We start from the raw sequence: 20,201 nt of genomic DNA, 5'->3' as shown, positions 1-20,201 counted from the left end.
CCGGCTCCTGACGTGGCGGGAGCGTACCAGCCGCATTACGGGCGCGTAACCGAGCGGGAACGGAGGGTCAGATTTTCGCTGTCTCACATTGAGACCGCGTTCCGGCGCTCCCTGCGTTGTCATTCCTCGGGCAGGCCGTCATGGCGAGTGTCCCCCGTGTTCCGGGTGACAGACGGGTGCACCGGGCGTGGCCGAGGCGTGGTCGCGGGGCGCCGAGGCATCGCCCTCCCATCCACAGGAGGCATGGAGTGAGCCGACAGAGTCTCAGCAAGGCGCACAAAAAGATCACCGAACTCTCATGGGAGCCGACCTTCGCCACCCCGGCGAAGCGGTTCGGCACCGACTACAAGTTCGACAAGGCCCCGAAGAAGGACCCGCTCAAGCAGATCCTGCGCTCCTACTTCCCGATGGAGGAGGAGAAGGACAACCGCGTCTACGGCGCGATGGACGGCGCCATCCGGGGCAACATGTTCCGTCAGGTGCAGGAGCGGTGGATGGAGTGGCAGAAGCTGTTCCTGTCCATCATCCCGTTCCCGGAGATCTCCGCGGCCCGGGCCATGCCGATGGCCATCGACGCCGTCCCCAACCCCGAGGTGCACAACGGCCTGGCGGTGCAGATGATCGACGAGGTGCGGCACTCGACGATCCAGATGAACCTCAAGCGCCTGTACATGAACCACTACATCGACCCGGCCGGGTTCGACATCACCGAGAAGGCCTTCGCGAACAACTACGCGGGCACGATCGGCCGGCAGTTCGGCGAGGGGTTCATCACCGGCGACGCGATCACCGCGGCCAACATCTACCTGACGGTGGTCGCCGAGACCGCCTTCACCAACACGCTGTTCGTGGCCATGCCCTCGGAGGCCGCGGCCAACGGCGACTACCTGCTGCCCACCGTGTTCCACTCGGTGCAGTCGGACGAGTCCCGGCACATCTCCAACGGCTACTCCATCCTGCTGATGGCGCTGGCCGACGAGGACAACCGCAAGCTGCTCGAGCGCGACCTGCGCTACGCGTGGTGGAACAACCACTGCGTGGTGGACGCCGCCATCGGCACGTTCATCGAGTACGGCACCAAGGACCGCCGCAAGGACCGGGACAGCTACGCGGAGATGTGGCGTCGGTGGATCTACGACGACTACTACCGCAGTTATCTGATCCCGCTCGAGAAGTACGGCCTGGTCATCCCCCACGACCTGGTTGAGGAGGCCTGGAACCGGATCTGCAACAAGCACTACGTGCACCGGGTCGCCCAGTTCTTCGCCACCGGATGGCCGGTCAACTACTGGCGCATCGACCCGATGACCGACCAGGACTTCGAGTGGTTCGAGGAGAAGTACCCCGGCTGGTACAACCAGTTCGGCCGCTGGTGGGAGGCGTATAACCGGTTGCGCCACCCCGGCCGCAACAAGCCGATCGCGTTCGAGGACGTCGGTTACGAGTACCCGCACCGGTGCTGGACCTGCATGGTGCCCTGCCTGGTGCGCGAGGACATGGTGGTCGACAAGGTCGACGACCAGTGGCGGACCTACTGCTCCGAGACCTGCCACTGGACCGACAAGGTCGCCTTCCGCCCCGAGTACGAGGGCAGGCCGACGCCGAACATGGGCCGGCTCACCGGCCACCGCGAGTGGGAGACCCTGCACCACGGGCAGGACCTGGCCGACGTCGTCGCCGGCCTCGGCTACGTCCGGGACGACGGCCGGACCCTGATTCCGCAGCCGCACCTGGACCTGGACGACCCGAAGAAGCTGTGGACCCTCGACGACCTGCGCGGCATCACCTTCAACAGCCCCAACGTGCTGCTGAACGAGATGTGCGACGCCGAGCGCGAGGCACACGTCGCCGCCTACCGGGCGAACCCGAACGTCAGCCCGGCGGCCTGACGCCGACCCGAACCCCTTCCCGCCGCGGCGCGCTCGCCCCGGGCGCGCCGCGGCGGGGACCCGCCACACCGAGGAGCGGCACCATGGCCGACACCCACAAGGTCCGGTTCGAACCGGTAGGCATCGAGATCGAGGCCGACGAGGACGAGACGGTGCTCGACGCCGCGTTCCGGCAGGGCGTCATGCTGATCCACGGCTGCAAGGAAGGCCAGTGCTCGGCGTGCAAGTCCTTCCTGCTCGACGGCGACCTCCAGATGGGCCGGTACTCCACCTTCGCCCTGCCCGACTTCGAGAAGGACGAGGGGTACGTCCTGCTGTGCCGCTCGCACGTCTACAGCGACACGGAGATCGAGCTCGTCAACTACGACGAGGACATGATCCGGTCCGGCCTGCCCGTGGTCACCGTGCGGACCGAGGTCGCCTCCCTGGAGGAGCTCACGCACGACATCTCGCAGCTGCGGCTCAGGCTGCCCGCGCAGTCGGACTTCCGGTTCCGTCCCGGCCAGTACGTGGACATCACCATCCCGGGTACCGACGAGCACCGCTCGTTCTCGATGGCCGGCCTCCCCAGCCCCGACGGGCTCCTGGAGTTCATCATCAAGCGGTACCCCGGCGGCCGGTTCTCCGGCCTGCTGGAGAACGGCCTCACGTTCGGGGACCCGCTGGACATCAGTGGCCCGTACGGCACCTTCACTCTGCGGATGGGCTCCGAACGCCGCCTGGTCTTCGTCGGTGGAGGCGCCGGGATGGCGCCCATCCTGTCGCTGCTGCGCCAGATGGCGGAGAGCGGCGACGAGCGCGAGGCGGTCTACTACTACGGCGCCCGCACCGAGGACGACCTGTTCCACCTCGACGAACTGGCGCAGATCGCCGAGTGCCTGCCGGGCTTCCGGTTTGTACCCGGCCTGTCCGCCGCCCGGCCGCGGGGCTGGACCGGGGAGACCGGCCTGGTCACCGACGTCCTCGGCCGGCGGGAGGAGCACCTCGCCGACTGCGACGTCTACCTGTGCGGTCCCCCGCCGATGATCGACGCGGCTCTGCCGCTGCTGCAGAGCAGGGGCGTGCCGGAGAGCCAGATCTTCTTCGACAAGTTCACCGTCACCGCCGCCGACGACTGACGCCCCGCAGGCGGATGCCCTCCCCCGCACCATCAGCGAGTCACAGAAAGGTGTGCGCTCATGGCCCCGACGGAAAAGACCGTGCCCAGGAGTTTCCCCCGCATCGAATTCACCGGGGCGGAGGCCGGTCTCGAGGAGTTCCCCAGCTCCGGCAGCCGCTCCTACAACTACTTCACGCCCCGTAAGGCACGGGCCACGATGTACGAGGACGTCACGGTCGACGTGCAGCCCGACCCGGAGCGCCACTTGAGCCAGGGCTGGATCTACGGGTTCGCGGACGGCAAGGGCGGCTACCCCAAGGACTGGACCGAGCTGCGTTCCAGTGACTGGCACCTCTTCCTCGACCCCAACGAGGAGTGGGAGCAGACGATCTACCGCAACAACTCCAACGTCGTCCGGCAGATCCAGCTCAACCTGGAGAACGCGAAGAAGGCCGGCGCGTACCGCAGTTGGCCGGCGGCCTGGGTGACGTTCCTGGAGCGGCACCTGGGCGCGTGGATGCACGCCGAGCACGGCCTCGGCATGCACGTGTTCACCTCCGAGCAGCGTTCCGCCCCCACCAACATGATCAACACGGCGATCGCGGTGAACAGCGCTCACAAGTTGCGCTTCGCCCAGGACCTGGCCCTGTACAACCTGGACCTGTCCGAGGCGGGCATCCCGTTCGACGGGGCGGTGCACCGGCAGGCCTGGCACACCGACCCGGTCTGGCAGGGCGTGCGGGAGAACGTCGAGCGGCTCACCGCCATCGGCGACTGGGCGGAGTCGCTCTTCGCGGCCAACGTGGTGTTCGAGTCACTGGTGGGCGTGCTGTTCCGCAGCCACCTCGTGATGCAGGTGTCCGCGCGCAACGGCGACTACGTCACCCCGACCCTGGTGGGCACCGGGGAACACGACTACGACCGCGACCTGCGCTACACCCGGGCGCTGTTCCGCATGCTCACCACGGACGAGACCCACGGCGGCCACAACCGCGACGTGCTGCAGGGCTGGCTCGACACCTGGGTGCCGCTGAGCGTCCGCGCGGCGCACGAGCTGCAGCCGATCTGGTCGCAGCCCCGGGACAGGGTGGTCACCTTCGCCGACTCCTGGGACGGCGCGGTGGCCGGCCTCCGCTCCCTCCTGTCCGACCTGAACCTCTCCGAGCCGAAGGGACTTGCGCTGTGAGCACCGGCGGGAACACGAAGTTCGACAGCGACCGCACCTTCTCCAACATGTGCGGCGTGACCCTGATGAATAACCAGAACGGACACGTCGTCGCCGAGGTGATGCGCGGCAAGCCGGGCGTGACCGTCCAGGAGTTCCCGTCGATGATCAGGGTCGACGGCGTGGGCAAGCTGCTGTTCGACTTCGACGAGATCACCGAGGCCGTCGGCTTCGAGTTCGACCAGTCGGACTTCGAGGAGATCATGTCGACGCACTACGGCCGGATGGTGCACTTCGACGACCGCACCATGCTCTTCGCCAGCCCCGAGGAGGCGGCGGAGTACATCGACTTCGACCTCAAGCCGGTGCGCTAGCCGGCGCCTGCCGCGCACACCGGCACCGGCACCGATCCGGGGGTGCGTCCGCCGGGCCGTACGCACCCCCCGTACCGGGCGACCCTCCCCACCTCATCAGGAAGTCGAGGCAGCACATGTACACCAAGGACGGCGTGGACTACTTCGTGGTCGACGGCCACATCCACTTCTGGGACGCCAGCGAGGAGAACACCGCCAACAAGTACGGCGAGGGCTTCATCCGCTGCTTCTACGACTACCAGCGCAATCTCTCCCCCGCCGAGTGGGTGTGGCCGCTGGAGAAGTTCCGCAAGTACTCCGAGCAGGACCTGGTGCACGACCTGTTCGAGACCGGCTACGTGGACGTGGGCATCTTCCAGCCGACCTACCTCAGCGAGTTCTACACCAACGGCTTCAACACCACCGAGCGCAACGGCCGCCTGGCCGCCAAGCACCCCGACCGGCTGATCGTCAACGGCGCCTTCGACCCCAGGGCCGGCGAGGCGGGACTGGCCGAGCTGGAGCGGCTGGCGACCCAGTGGCAGCTGCGCGGGGTCAAGCTCTACACCGCCGAGTGGCGCGGTAGTTCCAAGGGCTGGAAGCTCACCGACCCGGGAGCGCAGGACTACCTCGCCAAGTGCGCCGAGTTGGGGATCCGCAACATACACATCCACAAGGGCCCCACCATCTGGCCGCTGAACCGCGACGCCTTCGACGTCGCCGACATCGACCACGCCGCCACCGCCTTCCCGGAGCTGAACTTCATCGTCGAGCACTCCGGTCTGCCGCGGCTGGAGGACTTCTGCTGGATCGCCACCCAGGAGCCCAACGTCTACGCCGGCCTGTCCGTGGTCATGCCGTTCATCCACTCCCGGCCCCGGTACTTCGCGCAGGTCCTCGGCGAGCTGCTGTACTGGCTGGACGAGGACCGCGTCACCTTCGGCAGCGACTACGCCATCTGGAGTCCGCGCTGGCTCGTCGAGAAGTTCGTCGACTTCCAGATCCCCGAAGACCTCCAGTCGGAGTACGGGGTGCTCACCACCGACGTCAAGCGCAAGATCCTCGGTCTGAACCTGGCCCGTCTGTACGACATCAAGGTGCCCGAGAGCGCCCAGATCGCCGCTCCCGCGGGGCGGCCGGAGAAGATGTCCGCCGGGCAGGTGCCGGCATGACCCCGGGCATCGCCGGGAGCACGGCCGCCGTCGTGAGCAGGGACGCCGCCGAGCGCGAGGACGCCGGCGTGAGCAGGGACGCCGCCGACGCGGCGGAGCGGTCCGAGGCGGTCACGGCCGCCCTCGCCACCGTCTTGGACCCCGAACTCGACCGTCCCGTCACTGAACTCGGCTTCGTCCGAAGCGTCAGCATCGACGGCGGCCACGTGACCGCGCGCCTGCGTCTGCCCACCTACTTCTGCGCCCCGAACTTCGCCTGGCTCATGGTGGAGGACACCCGCCGGGTGCTCGCGGCCCTGCCGTGGGCCACCGAGGTGACGGTCGTCCTGGAGGACCACTTCGCCTCCGACGAGATCAACCAAGGGGTGGCCCACGGCCGGGAGTTCGCCGAGGCGTTCCCGCTGCTGTCCGACCCCGACCGGCTGGACGAGCTGCGCCGGACCTTCCTACGCAAGGGCGCTCTGGCCGCGCAGGCACGCCTCGGGCGGCGGCTCACCGAACGCGGCTGGACCGCCTGCCAGTTGGCCGGAGCCCGTCTGCACGACCTGCCCGACCGGCTCACCACCACCCTGGTGCGCCGGCGCAGGGCGCTCGGCCTGCCCGCCGACGGCGTCGATCCCGTCTTCACCGACGAGCACGGGCACCCGGTCCTCGCCGTCGACATGGAAGCCCACCTGAGGCGGTGCCGCACCACGGCGGTGGGCATCGGCGCCAACACCGAGATCTGCGAGGGCCTGCTCGCCGCCCGCTACGGCCCTGCGTCCGGCTCGGCGGCCGGCTTCACGGCCACGACACCCCACGACACCACCGCGGACACGGCAGGAGGTGCCGCATGAAGGCCGTACGACTGCACGCATACCACCGAACGCCCGTGGTCGAGGAGGTACCCGAGCCCGAAATCACCGGACCGCTCGATGTGGTCGTCCGCGTCGGCGGAGCCGGACTGTGCCGCACCGACCTGCACATCGTGGAGGGCCAGTGGGAGGCGAAGTCCGGTGTGGCACTCCCCTACATCCAGGGGCACGAGAACGCCGGCTGGGTGCACGAGGTCGGCAGTGCCGTGACCAACGTGGCCGTCGGCGACCCGGTGATCCTGCACCCACTGGTCACCTGCGGGCTGTGTGCGGCCTGCCGCCGCGGTGACGACGTGCACTGCGAGAGCTCCGCCTTCCCCGGCATCGACGCCGACGGCGGCTTCGCCGAGCTCGTACGGACCAACGCCCGCGCGGTGGTCAAGCTCGACCCGGGGCTCGCGCCGGCCGATGTCGCCGCGCTCGCCGACGCCGGCCTGACGGCCTACCACGCGGCGAAGAAGGCGGCCCGCCGGCTGGCACCCGGCAGCCGGGCGGTGGTCATCGGCGCCGGAGGGCTCGGGCACATCGGCGTCCAGGCGCTGCGCGCCCTGTCGCCCGCCGAGCTGATCGTCGTCGACCGCTCGCCGGAGGCGCTCAAGCTCGCCGAGACCCTCGGCGCACACCGGACCGTCGTCGCCGACGGCACCCACGTGGAGCGGGTGCGGGAGCTCACCGGAGGGCAGGGCGCCGAGGCCGTGGTCGACTTCGTCGGCGAGGGCGGCGCCCTGGAGGACGGCGTGGCCATGCTCCGCCGGGCCGGCGACTACCACGTCATCGGCTACGGCGGTGAGCTGCGCGTGCCGACCATCGACATCATCTCCAACGAGATCAACTTCATCGGCAACCTGGTCGGTTCCTACACCGATCTGGCCGAGCTCATGGTGCTGGCCGCGCGCGGCCAGGTCACCCTGCACACCGTCACCTACCCGCTCAACGCGTTCGCGCAGGCCCTGGACGACCTGGACCACGGACGGGTCCGCGGCCGGGCCGTCCTCGTGCCCTGATCCGAGCTCCTGTACCGCGATCTCCGAGAGGACCGACCGACATGGCCAAAGATCTACGTTTCGACGTCGAAGCGCGCCAACTGCTCGAAGCGGGCGTCAACGCTCTCGCGGACGCCGTCAAGGTGACGCTGGGCCCCAAGGGGCGCAACGCCGTCATCGAAAAGCTGACCGGGCCGCCCACCATCACCAACGACGGCGTCACCATCGCCCGGGAGATCCAGCTGCGCGACCCGTTCGCCAACATGGGTGCCCAGCTGGTCAAGGAGGTCGCCAACAAGACGAACGGGGTCGCCGGGGACGGCACGACGACCGCCACGGTCCTCGCCCAGGCTCTCGTGCGCGAGGGGTTGCGCGCGGTGGACGCCGGCGCGAACCCGATGTTCCTCAAGACAGGCATCCAGAAGGCGGTCGAGGCGGTGGTCCGCGCGCTGCAGGAGCAGGCCCGGCAGATCTCCGGCCCCTCGGACCTCGCCCACGTGGCCACGTTGTCCGCCAACAGCGACGCCGAGATCGGCGGGACGATCGCGGCGGCCATGGGCCGCGTCGGCCGGACCGGTGTCGTCACCGTGGAGGAGTCGCCGTCCTTCGGGCTGGACGTGAGCTTCGTGGACGGCGTGGAGCTCGACCACGGCTATCTCTCGCCCTACATGGTGACCGACAAGGACCGGATGGAGACGGTCTTCGAGAACCCGTACATCCTGCTCACCAACGAGAAGATCTCGTCCGTCCAGACCCTGATGCCTGTGCTCGAACAGGTCACCCGCAGCGGCAGCCCCCTGGTGATCCTGGCCGAGACCGTGGACGGCCCGGCGCTGGGCATGCTCGTGACCAACAACGTGCACGGCACCTTCCGGTCGGTGGCGGTACGCGCACCGGGCTTCGGCCACCGGCGCGTCGCCGAACTGGAAGACCTGGCGGTCTTCACCGGGGGAAGCGTCGTCACCGCCGACGCGGGCCTGGCCCTGGACTCCGTGCGGCTGGCACAACTCGGCCGCTGCCGCCGGATCACGGTCACCGAGTCCGGCACCACCCTGGTCGGCGGCGCGGGCTCCGAGGAGGCCGTGTCGGCCCGCATCGAGCAGATCAAGAGGGAACTGGAGCGGGCCGAGAACGAGCACGACCGCGACAGCCTGCAACTGCGCATCGCCCGCCTGTCCGGCAGTGTCGCCGTCATCCACGTGGGAGCGGCCACCGGTGTGGAGTTGGAGGAGATGCAGCACCGCGTCGAGGACTCGCTGTCCGCCACCCGGGCAGCCCTCGAGGAGGGCATCGTCGCCGGCGGGGGCACGGCCCTGACGCAGAGCGCGTCGGCGCTGGACCGGCTGGAGCTCACCGGAGACATCGCCACCGGACGGGACATCGTCCGCCGCGCCCTCGGTGAGCCGCTGCGCTGGATCGCGATCAACGCCGGCTACGACGGCCAGGAGGTCCACGGCAGGGTCGCCACCCTGCCCGCGGGCCACGGGTTCGACGCGCTCACCGGGGAGTACGGCGACATGTTCGCCGCAGGCGTGATCGACCCGTTGAAGGTCACGCGTTCGGCGCTGCAGAGCGCCGCTTCCGTCGCGGCCCTGCTGCTCACCACCGAGACGCTGGTGGTCGAGGAGATCGTCCAGAACCCCGGGGCGATCGTGGCCCCCGGCTTCGGCGACCTGGCCGAGGGCATGGTCCGGCCGTCGAACATCTACTGACCGGCACCAGGAGCGGACACGAGGGGAGCGAGGCCGTTGTGTTCATGAGTAGTCAGCGACCGGCCCGGTCACCGGCCGCCCCCCGCGCGGACCGCCTCCCGGCAGGGCGGGCGGCGTGGTTCCTGGGGCCCGCGTGCGTGGCGGCTGTCGCCTACGTCGACCCGGGCAACTTCGCCACCAACGTCACGGCCGGCGCCCGGTACGGCTTCGCGCTCCTGTGGGTGGTCGTCGCGGCGAGCGCGGTGGCGATGCTGGTGCAGTACCTGTCGGCCAAACTCGGCATCGCCACCGGGATGAGCCTTCCGGAACAGTGCCGGGAACGACTGGGCCGACCGGCCCGGATCGGACTGTGGCTGCAGGCCGAGGCCGTCGTCGTCATGACCGACCTGGCCGAGGTCGTCGGCGGCGCCCTCGGCCTGCAATTGCTGGTCGGCGTTCCGCTGTGGGCGGGAGGGCTCCTCACCGCGGGCGGCATGCTGCTCATCCTGATGCTGCGTCAGCGAGGCCGCCGCCGGTTCGAGGCGGTGATCGCGGCTCTGCTGACCGTGGTCCTTGCCGCATTCGTCTACCAGACCTTCCGCGCCCGTGTCGACGCCTCCGAGGCGGCACGCGGCCTGGTACCGGGTTTTCCCGGCCAGGACGGTGCACTGCTCGCGGTCGGGATCGTCGGAGCCACCGTGATGCCGCACGCGATCTACCTCCACTCCGCCCTCACCCAGGAACTCCTGCCACGCGAGGACACCGCGCGGCGCAAGCTCGCGGTGCGGATGAGCATGGTGGACGTCGTCGTCGCCCTGGGCGTCTCGGCGGTCGTGAACGCGGCCATCCTGATGGCGGCGACTCCGCTGCGGGGAGCCGGCGTCGCCTCACTGGCCGACGCGCACACCGCGTTCGGAACCGCATACGGACCACTCACCGCGGCGGTCTTCGGCGTGGGCCTGCTCGCGTCGGGACTCGCCGCGTCCTGCGTGGGCGTCTACAGCGGGCAGATCGTCATGCAGGGCTTCCTCCGCCGTTCGATCCCCATCTGGCAGCGGCGCCTGGTGTCGCTCGCACCGGCGGTCGCGGTCCTGCTGCTCGGAGTGGACCCCACCCACGCGCTCCTGGTGAGCCAGGTCGTGGTGTCCTTCGGTGTCCCCTTCGCGCTGGTGCCACTGGTGGTCTTCACCGGCAACCGGGCGCTGATGGGCGAGCTCGTCAACCGCCGCTGCACCATGGCGGCGGCCACGTCGGCCACCGCGCTGATCATCGCCTTGAACGCCTACCTCGTCGTCAGGACGCTGTCATGACCGGGAGGTCACCGTGACCACGACCGCACTCCACTCGATCGCCGGGCCGTTGGCCGTCCTGGGCGTGCTGGGCACCATCCACATGGCCCTCTACAAGGCCGCCCTCCACCGCTTGGACCCGGGCCTCATCCCGCGCTCGGCCCTGCCCCGGGTGCGCTGGTGGGGCGCTCACGCCTCCTGCGCGCTGGCGGTCGGCTCTGCCTTGGCGATCCTGGGACTGGTCGCGGTCGTGGCCACGTGAGCGGCGCGGCGTCGCGCCGCCGGAGCCGAAACGACCTCAAGGAGCACTGGCATGATCTTCATCGTGGTCAAGTTCACCGTCCGGCCCGACCGAGCCGAGCAGTGGCTCGCTCTGGTCGACGACTTCACCCGGGCGACTCGGAGGGAGCCCGGGAACCTCTTCTTCGAGTGGTCCAGGAACGTCGACACGCCCGAGCAGTTCGTCCTCGTCGAGGCGTTCGAGTCCGCGGAGGCCGGCGATCTGCACGTGCGTTCCGACCACTTCCGGACCGCCATGGCGTGGATGCCCGAGGTGATCGCGAAGAGGCCCGAGATCGTCCACGTCGAGGTCCCGGGGACCGGCTGGTCGGAGATGGCCGAGCTCACCCCGCTGGCGGCGGCTGAGCGTGCCGAGCGGCACCTTGTTCCTCCGAGTTCATGCGATGGCTCGACTGTGTAACCGGTTCCGGTCATCCCCTGTCGGGCATGTTTCGTGTGCGCGCCGCCAGCCCCGCGAGTGTTCTTCCGAACGGCCCGTATCCGACGCGGACAGGGAGGTCGACTCGTTGGATAGGGAGAGGACGGCCCGGATCGAGGCAGCCAAAAGCGGCCGTGCCGGCCGAGTCGGATCGACCTGGGCTACGGCGTGGGCCGGGCCATTGCCCGCGGTGACGGGGTGTAGGTCGCCGTGGTGTCGTGGGAGGTGTCGCCGGAAGGGTCGCGGTCGACCTGGGTCTGGCGGGCGCCGGTGGAGTCGCAGGTCCAGCTTGCGTGCCGCGGAGACCTTGCCGCCGCCGTCGGTGACGTAGACGGCGTCCGGGTGCAGAAGCCTGACCAGGCCGGCCAGGTGCCCGGCCTCGTAGGCGGCGCGGAAGGCCGCGAGGATGCGTTCGGGCTCCGTCTTCGACGCCTGGGGTGTGGCCTGCTTCGCTTTGGCCACCCGCCGTCGTGCCCGCGAGGCGAGCTGCCGGGCCCCCGGCACGGAGACGTCCAGCACTTCGGCAATCCGGCCGAACTCAAGACCGAAGACATCGTGCAGGACGAAGGCCACCCGCTCCGCCGGGCTCAGCTCTTCCATGATCAGGAGCATCGCCGAACTGACCGACTCGTCGACGAGTACCGGCTGCGAGGCGTCCGGCTCCGCCAGCAGCGGCTCCGGCAGCCACGGCCCGACGTAGGCCTCCCGGCGCAAACGGGCACTCTTGAGAATGTCGTACGACCGGCGCGCGGCCACCGTCACCAGCCAGGCCCGCAGATCACCGATGTCCTGCAGATCCGCTCCGGCCGCCCGCAGCCAGACGGCCTGGGTGACATCCTCGGCATCGGCCACACTTCCCAACAGCCGTAGGCCACACCGAAAACGGCGGGCCGGTACCTCTCCCATTCGGCTCCGAGCGGTCCTGCTGCTCACACCGTCCGGGCCCGTGCCCATCACCCATACAGATCGCAACCTCCTCCAGCTTGCGGATGCAGCGCAGCCATGCGGACTCAGGATCTTCCAAGACAGCTCCGCGGAAGGGCGCCGGCCCGCTCCGACACCGCAGCCGCAAGTCGTGTCAAGCTCCTTTGGGGATGGTGTCGGCGTAGGGCGTGCGGCGCGCTCAGTAGCGGGTCCGTTCGCTGTGAGGTCCGCTTTCCCAGCCCGTGCGTATCGGATCGGCCATGGGCCTGTGAGCACGTGATCGTCCGGCGTGTACGGCCGCACCCAAGGACAGCACCCCGACGAAGCCGACGTACAGGTAGCCCGTGGTCTGAAGTCCCCATGAGGGCGCCGCGAGCCCGGCCGCGAGGGCCGGAAGGCTCAACGCGGCATAGCTGATCACGTAGACAGCCGAGAAGACCTCCGACCGCGACTTCGCGGTGGTGACCGCGCTGATGGCGCGGAGGTTGCCGTTGAACGTCAGGCCGACGCCCAGCCCCGCGACGACCGATCCGCCCACGTATACGGCCGGCGACGCGACAGCGATGGCCATCGCCAGTCCGGCCGCGCCCAGAGTCAGGAGGACCGCCCCCAGCAAGGTGGCGAGCCGTGCGGTATGCCGAACGGACCACAACCCGCCCACGCTGTTGGCCACAAACAGCGCCGCGATGCTGAGTCCGCCCGCAGCACCGGACCGCACATGCAGGACATTGCTCACCAGGGACGGAGTGAGCGCGAGGAACAGACCCGTGACGGACCACCCCGCGACGAGGGCGGGAACGGAGGCGAAGAACTGCGGCCGGGCTTCCCGGGGAACCCGGACGCTCGGTCGCAACGACGCCAGTCCCATCGCTCCCGGGGCGCGGGTCTCGGGGATGGTGAGGATGACCGCGGCCAGAACGACGAAGGCCAGCGTCAGGGCGGGAAAGACATACGCATCGGGACGTGAAGTCGACTGAACCAGCACCCCCACCACTCCGGCGCCGGTGGCCATGCCGATACTCGTGCCCACCGCTGTCGTCGTGGGCCCCAGCTGCGGACGTCTTTTGGGTGAGAGCTCGACCAGTCCGGCGGCAAGACCGCCCGTGGCCGTCCCCGTGGCGATGCCCTGCACCACCCGGGCGATCAGGAGGGAGACGACGCCGTCGGCCGTCCAGAAGATCGCCGTGCTGGTCGCCGCCACCACAAGGGCGGCGACCAGCACCGGGCGGCGACCCAGCTGATCGCTCAGCGATCCGACCGTCAGCAACGCGCCGAGCAGACCCACGACATACACCGCGAAGATCACCGTCAGCATGGTGACCGACAGGCCCCAACGCTCCCGGTACAGCGGGTAGATCGGCGACGGTGCGCTTGCCGTGGCCATCATCACCACATTGGCGCAGGCCAGCACGGCGAAGGCCGCACCTCGCCCGAGACGACGCCCGTCGCGAGGGCCACTCACACGTTTCATCACGTTGCCTCTTGCAGGATTCTGATCAGCTCGGCCAGGGAGCGCCCATGATGCGCTCGACCGTGGTGGTGCGCTGGAAGCCGGGAATGAAGTGCTCCAGCACATCCGAGTTCACGGTTCCGTTCGTGGTCTCCGGGCGGTGCTTGAGTCCGTCGACGAAGGCCTGCAGGAACTCGTTCTTGAAGTCGCCCCGCGGATGGACGGCGGTGATCTCGTCCACCTGGCTGCGATCCAGCTCGTTCAGGCCCAGGCCGAGTACGTCGGTCAGAACCCCCAGATTCGTGATGGCGATCTCCGGGCCCATCCGCCCGGGAATTTCCGGGGTGGTGTGCAGCGCGATTGCCGTCCACACCACGTCGGCGGCCGTGGCCGGGAAACCGCGGTCGAGCATGAACTTACGTGCGTGGTCGGCTCCATCGACCTCGAAGCGCTGCTGCATGTCGGAGAACGGCGTCAGGAGGCCGGTGTCGTGGAACATGGCGGACAGGTAGAGAAGCTCCGGGTCGGGCTCCACGCCGAGCCTGCGCGCGTGAATGGCGCCGAAGACGAAAACGCGCCGGGAGTGATGGTAGATGAGGGGGCTGGTCATCTCCTGCATGAGGCGGGTGGCCTCGGCGACCGCCGCCGTTTCAGGGATCTCGACCCCCGCGATGATCTCGCTCATGACCTCTGCTCCTTCCGATATCGGTGTGTTACGAATGGACGGTGCGTCCGTCTTCCACACTGCCGACCACCCCGCGTCCGGCGCTGCCTCGCTCCGGCCATGAGTCACCCGAATCCGGACAGGCGGGCAGCGGGGTTGTGGGCTCCGCCACGCATCGGGTCGCGGTCCTCGTCTATGACGGGGTCAAGCTCCTGGACGTCGTCGGCCCCGCGGAGGTGTTCGGGGAAGCGAACCGGCTCGGTGCCGACTACAAGATCGTGCTGGTGTCACCCACCGGTGCCGATGTCACCTCGTCCATCGGGATCCGGATCGCGGTCGACGCCGCCGCCACGGAGCCTGCTCCTGACACGTTTGTGGTGGCTGGCGCAGACCTCTACCCACGCACACCTGTGCCCCGTGATCTGGTCGAGGCCACGCGAACGCTGGCGGGCCGGGCCGGCCGGGTCGCGTCAATCTGCACCGGAGCATTCATCCTCGGCGCCGCCGGCCTCCTGGACGGCAAGCGCGCGACCACACACTGGAAGGTCGCGCACGAGCTCGCCGCCCGCTGCCGGGCCAGCCGCGTCGAACCCGACGCGATCTACGTCCGTGACGGCACCACCTACACCTCGGCGGGCGTGACCGCCGGCATCGACCTGGCACTGGCGCTCGTCGAGGAGGACCACGGCCCTGATCTGACCCGCGACGTCGCCCGCGCCCTGGTGGTCTATCTGCAGCGTTCCGGCGGCCAGTCCCAGTTCTCCACCCCACTGCAAGGGCCGCCGCCCCGGTCTCCGGCACTCCGCAGAATCACCGACTTGATCACGGCGAATCCCGGGGGAAAACACTCACTCGGCGAACTCGCCAAGCACCTCAATGTGAGCCCTCGACATCTCACGCGGCTCTTCCACCAGGAGCTGTCCACCACGCCGGCCCGGTACGTGGAGATGATCCGGTTCGACATGGCGAAAGCTCTTCTCGACCAAGGGCATACCGCAACGCAGACGGCATCCCTTGCCGGATTCCCGAATTACGAGAGTATGCGGAGAGTTTTCGTGAGGGAATTGTCGCTCAGTCCCGCCGCCTATCAGCGCCGCTTCAGCACAGCGCGCCGAGCCAACGCGGAGGAGTAGTAAGGCGAAATTATCACCGCACGGACACCGCTGCGTTACAGGCGGTTGCACCACCCGGGTGCCATTTTTTTCACGACGGGTTCGTCCACCGCATCCGCGACACCGCGCGGCAGCACAGCCTTCCCGGGCGAGCTCAGTGAGAACGTCCACCGACTGGCTTGCTCATCGGAGCCCGCCCCGCGCGGGCCGACCTCAACCTGCCCGGCCTCCCTGACCACCAACCTCCGCACCATCGGAGCCATGACACCGGACCGCATCGCTGCACGCCGGGAAGCTATACGATCAAGCGCGCAGCATGCGCCGGCACGGCGACAAGGACCTCACCGAGACGTGCGAAACGCGCCGACCACACGGCATCGTCCAAGTCGCGACCGCCGCGGACGCCCTCGCCGAGACCCGGCAACATCATCCGATAAGGATCCTTGTTCCAATCCCGAGCCCGCTGATCGGTATGCACACGGCTTCTCACCCTGGACAGTTCGCCCCGTCCCAGATCCTGGTTATCGGGCGGCCCCTGCCGAGCGGCGTCCGTCCGCAGGTCAGCGCGTCGTGGGTGGAGGAGATGTGAGCAGGTCTGGGGAACCCAGGAGCACAGGGTGGGGAAATCCAATTCAACGAGCCTCATCACAATCACCAGACAACACAACAAATCCCTCACCTCCACCACCCACCACCCACCACCACACCAGTGAAAGAGGCGCTTCCCGCACCACGCCACCGGAACCCACCCACAGACCAGCCGCAGCCCGGCACCCCCGGCCGGACCGCGCACCACTGGCCCTACAGGTCCCCGCAGCCCTGGCGGTCCTGCAATGCGACGCGCTGGCCCCCGGCGAGCCGGACCATGACGGGAGCAGAGTGCATGAACGCGGGCAGCTGCCGGTAGCGTCAACGACGACGCAGCGCAGGATGACGTCCCCGATGCCTGCCGCGCAGGCGTGATCGGCCGCGACGGTCGGCCACCCGCCGCCGGAGAGCCGCATCCATGGAAGCGATCTCTGCACGATCGTTTCGGCGGGCCGGAAAAGAGGCGAGCGGGCTTGAGCGCGTGAGGGCGGCACGCCCCCACCATTCGGGTGCCGGGGTGGTGCGCGCGGTGCCGGCAGCCAGTGCCGCGGCAACAGTGCGGACCGACATCCTGCCGTCCTTGGGGAACGACACGTCATCGACCGCCCAGGCGTCCGGGCCGACCTCCATGGGAGCGTCAGAGCCGGCGCGGGCGGCAGCACTACGAGTTCGACACCCGTACCGATTGCGGCCGGGGCCATGTTGACCCTCGTCGGGCGGCGGCAGTGCGTTCGCGATGATGCGCCGTCGCGGAAGTCGGACGGCTTGACCGCATCCGGACTCAGCAGTCTTGTCGATCTCGCGGGTCAGCCTTCGGAGGGACGCGGGGCGCGCAGGTGCGCCCGTTCCTTCAGCTCCTCCTCGTCGACCAGCGTGAGCATCGGCTGACCCGGCGCGCACACCATGGTCACCACGAACTTGGTCGGTGCGTCCGACAGCGCGTTGCCGTCCTGGTAATGGATCACGTCACCGCCTGGCTCCCAGAACGTCCCACCGGCCTCGACCACACGCTCCGGCTCACCCTCGAGCTCGAACCGGAGCGCGCCCTCCATCACGTAGCCGAACGACGGGCCCGAGTGGCGATGCGGAGGGAGCCCGGGGTGACCGGGAGGCCACTCGACGAGGATGGTCATTCCCGAACCACCCTCAGGAAAGAAGGGCGGAGTGACTTCCTGCAGCAACTTGACTTCGGGCGGCAAGGAGACCTCGTGGGCGCTCACCTGCTCTGGGTTCTTCGCGGACATCTACCACACCTCCGTAAGCCTGCCCGGAATAGACGATCTTGCGTCGGCCACCGCATTCCGGACCGGTGTACCGACCCACTCGTTCAGCGGCGACAAAGTTCGTCGGTTCCCGGCTCACACAACTCGCTTCGCCATGAGGACAAGCCACAGCCCGCATCCGTGACAGGCGTGTGCCTTCTGCCTCGCCCAAACGGTCTCGACACCAGCCTGCCCCCCGCCGGCGGTGGCCACAATCCGAGAGCCAGCGGCATCGAGACCGCATCGCGCCATGTCATCAGCGGGCATCTAGCGCCGTATCAGGCAGCGTCGTCCTGTTGTGATGTGACGCGCCGCTCGGGTGCTGGCGCAGACCCGTGGCGGGCCGGAGGTGGGGTCCAACGCGTCGCTATCAAAGGTAGTAACCCAGGGTCAACGGCCAGGATCCCGATCCGCCTGCTGCTCGGCGAGGCCGACCAGCGATACTTGTTGGTCCAAGGCATCACCTACGGCTGAAACTGCCTCGTCCAAACGGCGGAATACCTTCGCGGGGAGAGCAAGCCGTCTCATGCCTCGCTCAAGCGGCTCCCGCATGTGTCGCTCACAGACGACAAAATCCGCGTACCCGGCCTCACAGGATTAGTAGATCATGTCCGTAAGGTCGTTTCTCTGCCAGCATGTTCCCTTGTTGAGGTGCCGGTTGTGGAGCATCTCGCGGTACAGCCCCGTCGCGGGTAGAGCGCCGAAGCCCTGCATGGGCTGCTTCTGTCCCCACCGTTGCAGTTCATGCGGCGACAGACCTGCCGCATGAGCACCTTCTGCCAGGTCCCGCCTGAAATCGTGGAACACGAAAGCATCGATCGAACGACGCTTCTGCTGTGCGTCCCATTCCTGGGTATCGAGTCAGTCGCTGTAACGCTGGTTCGATTCCACCCACCCCGTCGCCGGCCAGGCTCAACATGCTCGGCGTCAAGCATAACGTCGATGCAGGCAGCTGCAGATGTGAGGGACAGCAGACTCACACACCCGGCATACCGCGACGATCACACATCGTCAGCCCCCAACGACAACATGCCGCAAAGGTCAGTAAGAAGCCGGGAATCACAGCCACTTCCGAGGTCTAGAGATCTTTAACGGTTCGGGTTACGTCGGGTCGTGACGGCTGTCGTGGGCTGCGCTATGCCGGGAGGATGAGGTATCCCGATGGCGGTGGGCTGACGGCCGAGGAACGGTCTCGGCGTGAGCAAGTCCGGCTCGCAGCCGCTGATTTGATCGAGGCCGGGGCAAGTGACCGGGAGGTGGCCCGACGCTTCAGGGTGACCCGGATGTCGGCGAACCGATGGCGGCGGGCGTTGGCTTCGGGCGGTCGGCAGGCTCTGGTCTCCAAAGGCCCCGGCGGCGCCCGCTGCAAGCTCGATGCGGAACAATTCCGCCACCTGGAAGCCGTGTTGGACGCCGGCCCGGCCGCTTCGGGCTGGTCCGACCAGTGCTGGACGTTGGCCCGGATCGCTGAGATCGTGCGCCGCCGCTTCGGCGTCGAGTACACCCTGGCCGGGCTGGACCTGCTGCTGCACCGCATCGGCTGGAGCGTGCAGGTCCCCTCCCGCAAGGCCACCGAGCGCAACGAGGCGAAGATCGCCGCCTGGAAGGACGAGCAGTGGCCCGTCATAAAAAGAGGGCGGCGGACCTGGGCGCCTGGCTCTGCTTCGAGGACGAAGCCGGCCAGGGCCTGAGGCCGCCCAAGGCCCGCACCTGGGGCCGCCGGGGCCACACACCGATCGTGCGGGTCACCGCCCAAGGCACCAAGCGCGTCTCCATGGCGGCGCTGATCTGCACCAAGGCCGGCCACCGGCCGCGGCTGATCTACCGCATCCACCTCGACCGCGGTCCCGCCAAGGGCCGCCGCAAGGGCTTCACCGAGACCGACTACGCCCGCCTGCTGGATGCCGCGCACCAACAGCTCGACGGCCCCATCGTCCTGGTATGGGACAACTTGAACACGCACGTCAGCCGCACCATGCGCGAGCTGATCGCCGCCCGATTATGGCTGACCGTCTACCAGCTGCCGCCGTACGCCCCCGAGCTCAACCCCGTCGAAGGCGTCTGGTCGCACCTGAAGAGATCTCTGGCCAACCTCACCAAACACAGCCTCGACCAGCTCACCGCGTCGGTGAAGACCCGGCTGAAACGGATGCAATACCGCCCCCGCCTCATCGAGGGACTCATCGCCAAGACAGGGCTCGACCTCCAACCGCCGTAACCTCAGTTAGAGATCTCTAGCGGCACACTCCGTCACCACCGAATGTGAGACAGGGCCGTTGAATTGACACACCCACCGCCCTGACAGCCCTTCGGGCACTCCGGCTCGCCACGTCTTACGGTCATCCTCTGAAAGAGTTGCGTCGGGCTTTCAGCGGGCGATCGAGATTGCGAAGGGCGCGAATCCGCTGGATCGGATCACGTGTGGTACGAACAGGATCGCGGCCTCGGCGGCCCGCGCGGTCTCGATCCCGCCGAGGTCCGTGATCCACTCCTGGTGCCAGCCGAGGTCGGCGAGAAGCCCGCGTACGACCTGCTTGGCCTCCGGGTCCTTGCCGGAGAGGAAGGCGGTCGGTGTCTGGGCGAGCGCGGCGGGCGCGGTCATCACCGTGTAGAGCATCGTGTTGAGCGTCTTGACGACGCGCGTGTCGGGGAGCGCTTCTTGAAGTTGCTCCGCGAGGCTTGAGCCGGGGTAGAGCAGGTCGGCTGGCAGTCCGTCTGGTCCGTCGACGGTGGCGTTGGAGACGTCTACGAGGATCTTGCCCTGCAGTTCCTCGCGCAGCGCGGTGAGCCGCTCCAGCGAGCCGGCGCCCGGGGTGGCGTTGATGACGATCTGCGCTGTCCCGGCGGCGTCGGCGGCAGAGCCTGGTGAGCGGTCCGCCACGGTCACCTCGTGCCCGGCCTTTGTGAGGGCCAGGGCCAGGCTGCCGCCGACGCGGCCGTTTCCGAGAACGGCGATCATGGTCATGCTGATGTGGTCCTTCCGGTGCT

The 20,201-nt window shown here is 68.5% G+C and carries 17 protein-coding genes and 1 pseudogene; 13 read left to right on the top strand and 5 right to left on the bottom strand.

Going from position 1 to position 20,201, the window contains the following annotated elements; genetic code table 11:
- Positions 1-248: 248 nt before the first annotated feature.
- The 11 genes and pseudogenes from ACQPXS_RS45450 to ACQPXS_RS45400 all read left to right on the top strand — a co-directional run.
- The gene (locus ACQPXS_RS45450) at positions 249-1,889 is read left to right on the top strand and encodes a methane monooxygenase (RefSeq protein ID WP_433455302.1); all 1,641 of its coding nucleotides are present in this window, start codon (positions 249-251) and stop codon (positions 1,887-1,889) included.
- A gap of 83 nt (positions 1,890-1,972) precedes the next feature.
- The gene (locus tag ACQPXS_RS45445; protein ID WP_433455300.1) at positions 1,973-3,007 is read left to right on the top strand and encodes an FAD-binding oxidoreductase; all 1,035 of its coding nucleotides are present in this window, start codon (positions 1,973-1,975) and stop codon (positions 3,005-3,007) included.
- 60 nt (positions 3,008-3,067) lie between these two features.
- Positions 3,068-4,174, top strand: a complete 1,107-nt coding sequence (locus ACQPXS_RS45440) for an aromatic/alkene monooxygenase hydroxylase subunit beta (RefSeq protein WP_433455298.1) — start codon at positions 3,068-3,070, stop codon at positions 4,172-4,174.
- Complete coding sequence (mimD, locus tag ACQPXS_RS45435; RefSeq protein WP_433455296.1) at positions 4,171-4,527, top strand: propane 2-monooxygenase effector subunit MimD; 357 nt, start codon at positions 4,171-4,173, stop codon at positions 4,525-4,527. The genes ACQPXS_RS45440 and mimD overlap by 4 nt, the downstream gene beginning before the upstream one ends.
- 116 nt (positions 4,528-4,643) lie before the next feature.
- Positions 4,644-5,678: an amidohydrolase family protein gene (locus ACQPXS_RS45430; RefSeq protein WP_433455294.1), complete on the top strand. Its 1,035-nt coding sequence runs from the start codon at positions 4,644-4,646 to the stop codon at positions 5,676-5,678.
- Positions 5,675-6,514, top strand: coding sequence for an iron-sulfur cluster assembly protein (locus tag ACQPXS_RS45425; RefSeq protein WP_433455292.1), 840 nt, complete (start codon positions 5,675-5,677; stop codon positions 6,512-6,514). The genes ACQPXS_RS45430 and ACQPXS_RS45425 overlap by 4 nt, the downstream gene beginning before the upstream one ends.
- Positions 6,511-7,536: an NAD(P)-dependent alcohol dehydrogenase gene (locus tag ACQPXS_RS45420; protein ID WP_433455290.1), complete on the top strand. Its 1,026-nt coding sequence runs from the start codon at positions 6,511-6,513 to the stop codon at positions 7,534-7,536. Before ACQPXS_RS45425 ends, ACQPXS_RS45420 begins: the two co-directional genes overlap by 4 nt.
- A 41-nt stretch (positions 7,537-7,577) precedes the next feature.
- On the top strand, positions 7,578-9,227 hold the full coding sequence (groL, locus tag ACQPXS_RS45415) for a chaperonin GroEL (protein WP_433455288.1): 1,650 nt from the start codon (positions 7,578-7,580) through the stop codon (positions 9,225-9,227).
- Between the two features lie 44 nt (positions 9,228-9,271).
- On the top strand, positions 9,272-10,516 hold the full coding sequence (locus ACQPXS_RS45410; protein ID WP_433455286.1) for an Nramp family divalent metal transporter: 1,245 nt from the start codon (positions 9,272-9,274) through the stop codon (positions 10,514-10,516).
- Positions 10,517-10,529: 13 nt separating this feature from the next.
- On the top strand, positions 10,530-10,757 hold the full coding sequence (locus ACQPXS_RS45405; protein ID WP_433455285.1) for a hypothetical protein: 228 nt from the start codon (positions 10,530-10,532) through the stop codon (positions 10,755-10,757).
- Positions 10,758-10,808: 51 nt separating this feature from the next.
- A pseudogene (locus tag ACQPXS_RS45400) lies at positions 10,809-11,126 on the top strand (putative quinol monooxygenase); the annotation flags it as partial.
- 45 nt (positions 11,127-11,171) lie between these two features.
- Here the strand turns inward: ACQPXS_RS45400 and ACQPXS_RS45395 are convergent.
- The 3 genes from ACQPXS_RS45395 to ACQPXS_RS45385 form a co-directional block, all read right to left on the bottom strand.
- Positions 11,172-12,065: a sigma factor-like helix-turn-helix DNA-binding protein gene (locus ACQPXS_RS45395; protein WP_433455284.1), complete on the bottom strand. Its 894-nt coding sequence runs from the start codon at positions 12,063-12,065 to the stop codon at positions 11,172-11,174.
- A gap of 271 nt (positions 12,066-12,336) precedes the next feature.
- Complete coding sequence (locus tag ACQPXS_RS45390; RefSeq protein WP_433455283.1) at positions 12,337-13,548, bottom strand: MFS transporter; 1,212 nt, start codon at positions 13,546-13,548, stop codon at positions 12,337-12,339.
- Between the two features lie 85 nt (positions 13,549-13,633).
- Positions 13,634-14,272: an HD domain-containing protein gene (locus tag ACQPXS_RS45385; RefSeq protein ID WP_433456239.1), complete on the bottom strand. Its 639-nt coding sequence runs from the start codon at positions 14,270-14,272 to the stop codon at positions 13,634-13,636.
- 137 nt (positions 14,273-14,409) lie between these two features.
- Between ACQPXS_RS45385 and ACQPXS_RS45380 the strand changes: the two genes are divergently transcribed.
- Entirely contained in the window at positions 14,410-15,384 is a 975-nt protein-coding gene (locus tag ACQPXS_RS45380; protein WP_433455282.1) for a GlxA family transcriptional regulator, read from the top strand.
- Positions 15,385-16,757: 1,373 nt separating this feature from the next.
- On the opposite strand, the gene ACQPXS_RS45375 is transcribed toward ACQPXS_RS45380, so the two are convergent.
- Positions 16,758-17,195, bottom strand: a complete 438-nt coding sequence (locus ACQPXS_RS45375) for a cupin domain-containing protein (protein ID WP_433455281.1) — start codon at positions 17,193-17,195, stop codon at positions 16,758-16,760.
- Between the two features lie 1,166 nt (positions 17,196-18,361).
- On the opposite strand from ACQPXS_RS45375, the gene ACQPXS_RS45370 reads away from it, so the two are divergent.
- Positions 18,362-19,431 (top strand): IS630 family transposase gene (locus ACQPXS_RS45370; RefSeq protein WP_433455280.1). Its coding sequence is split into 2 segments (ribosomal slippage): positions 18,362-18,848 and positions 18,848-19,431, totalling 1,071 coding nucleotides; the frame shifts between segments, so codons are not numbered across the junction.
- Positions 19,432-19,581: 150 nt separating this feature from the next.
- On the opposite strand, the gene ACQPXS_RS45365 is transcribed toward ACQPXS_RS45370, so the two are convergent.
- A complete protein-coding gene (locus ACQPXS_RS45365) occupies positions 19,582-20,178 on the bottom strand; it encodes an NADPH-dependent F420 reductase (RefSeq protein WP_433455279.1) in 597 nt (198 codons plus the stop codon).
- Positions 20,179-20,201 lie beyond the last annotated feature (23 nt).

Origin of the sequence: Streptomyces sp. CA-142005 (genome assembly GCF_050942335.1) — a bacterium.
Classification (GTDB): Bacteria; Actinomycetota; Actinomycetes; order Streptomycetales; family Streptomycetaceae; genus Streptomyces.
The sequence above is the reverse complement of the archived record's forward strand: the minus strand, read 5'-3'. Positions and strand labels throughout refer to the sequence as shown.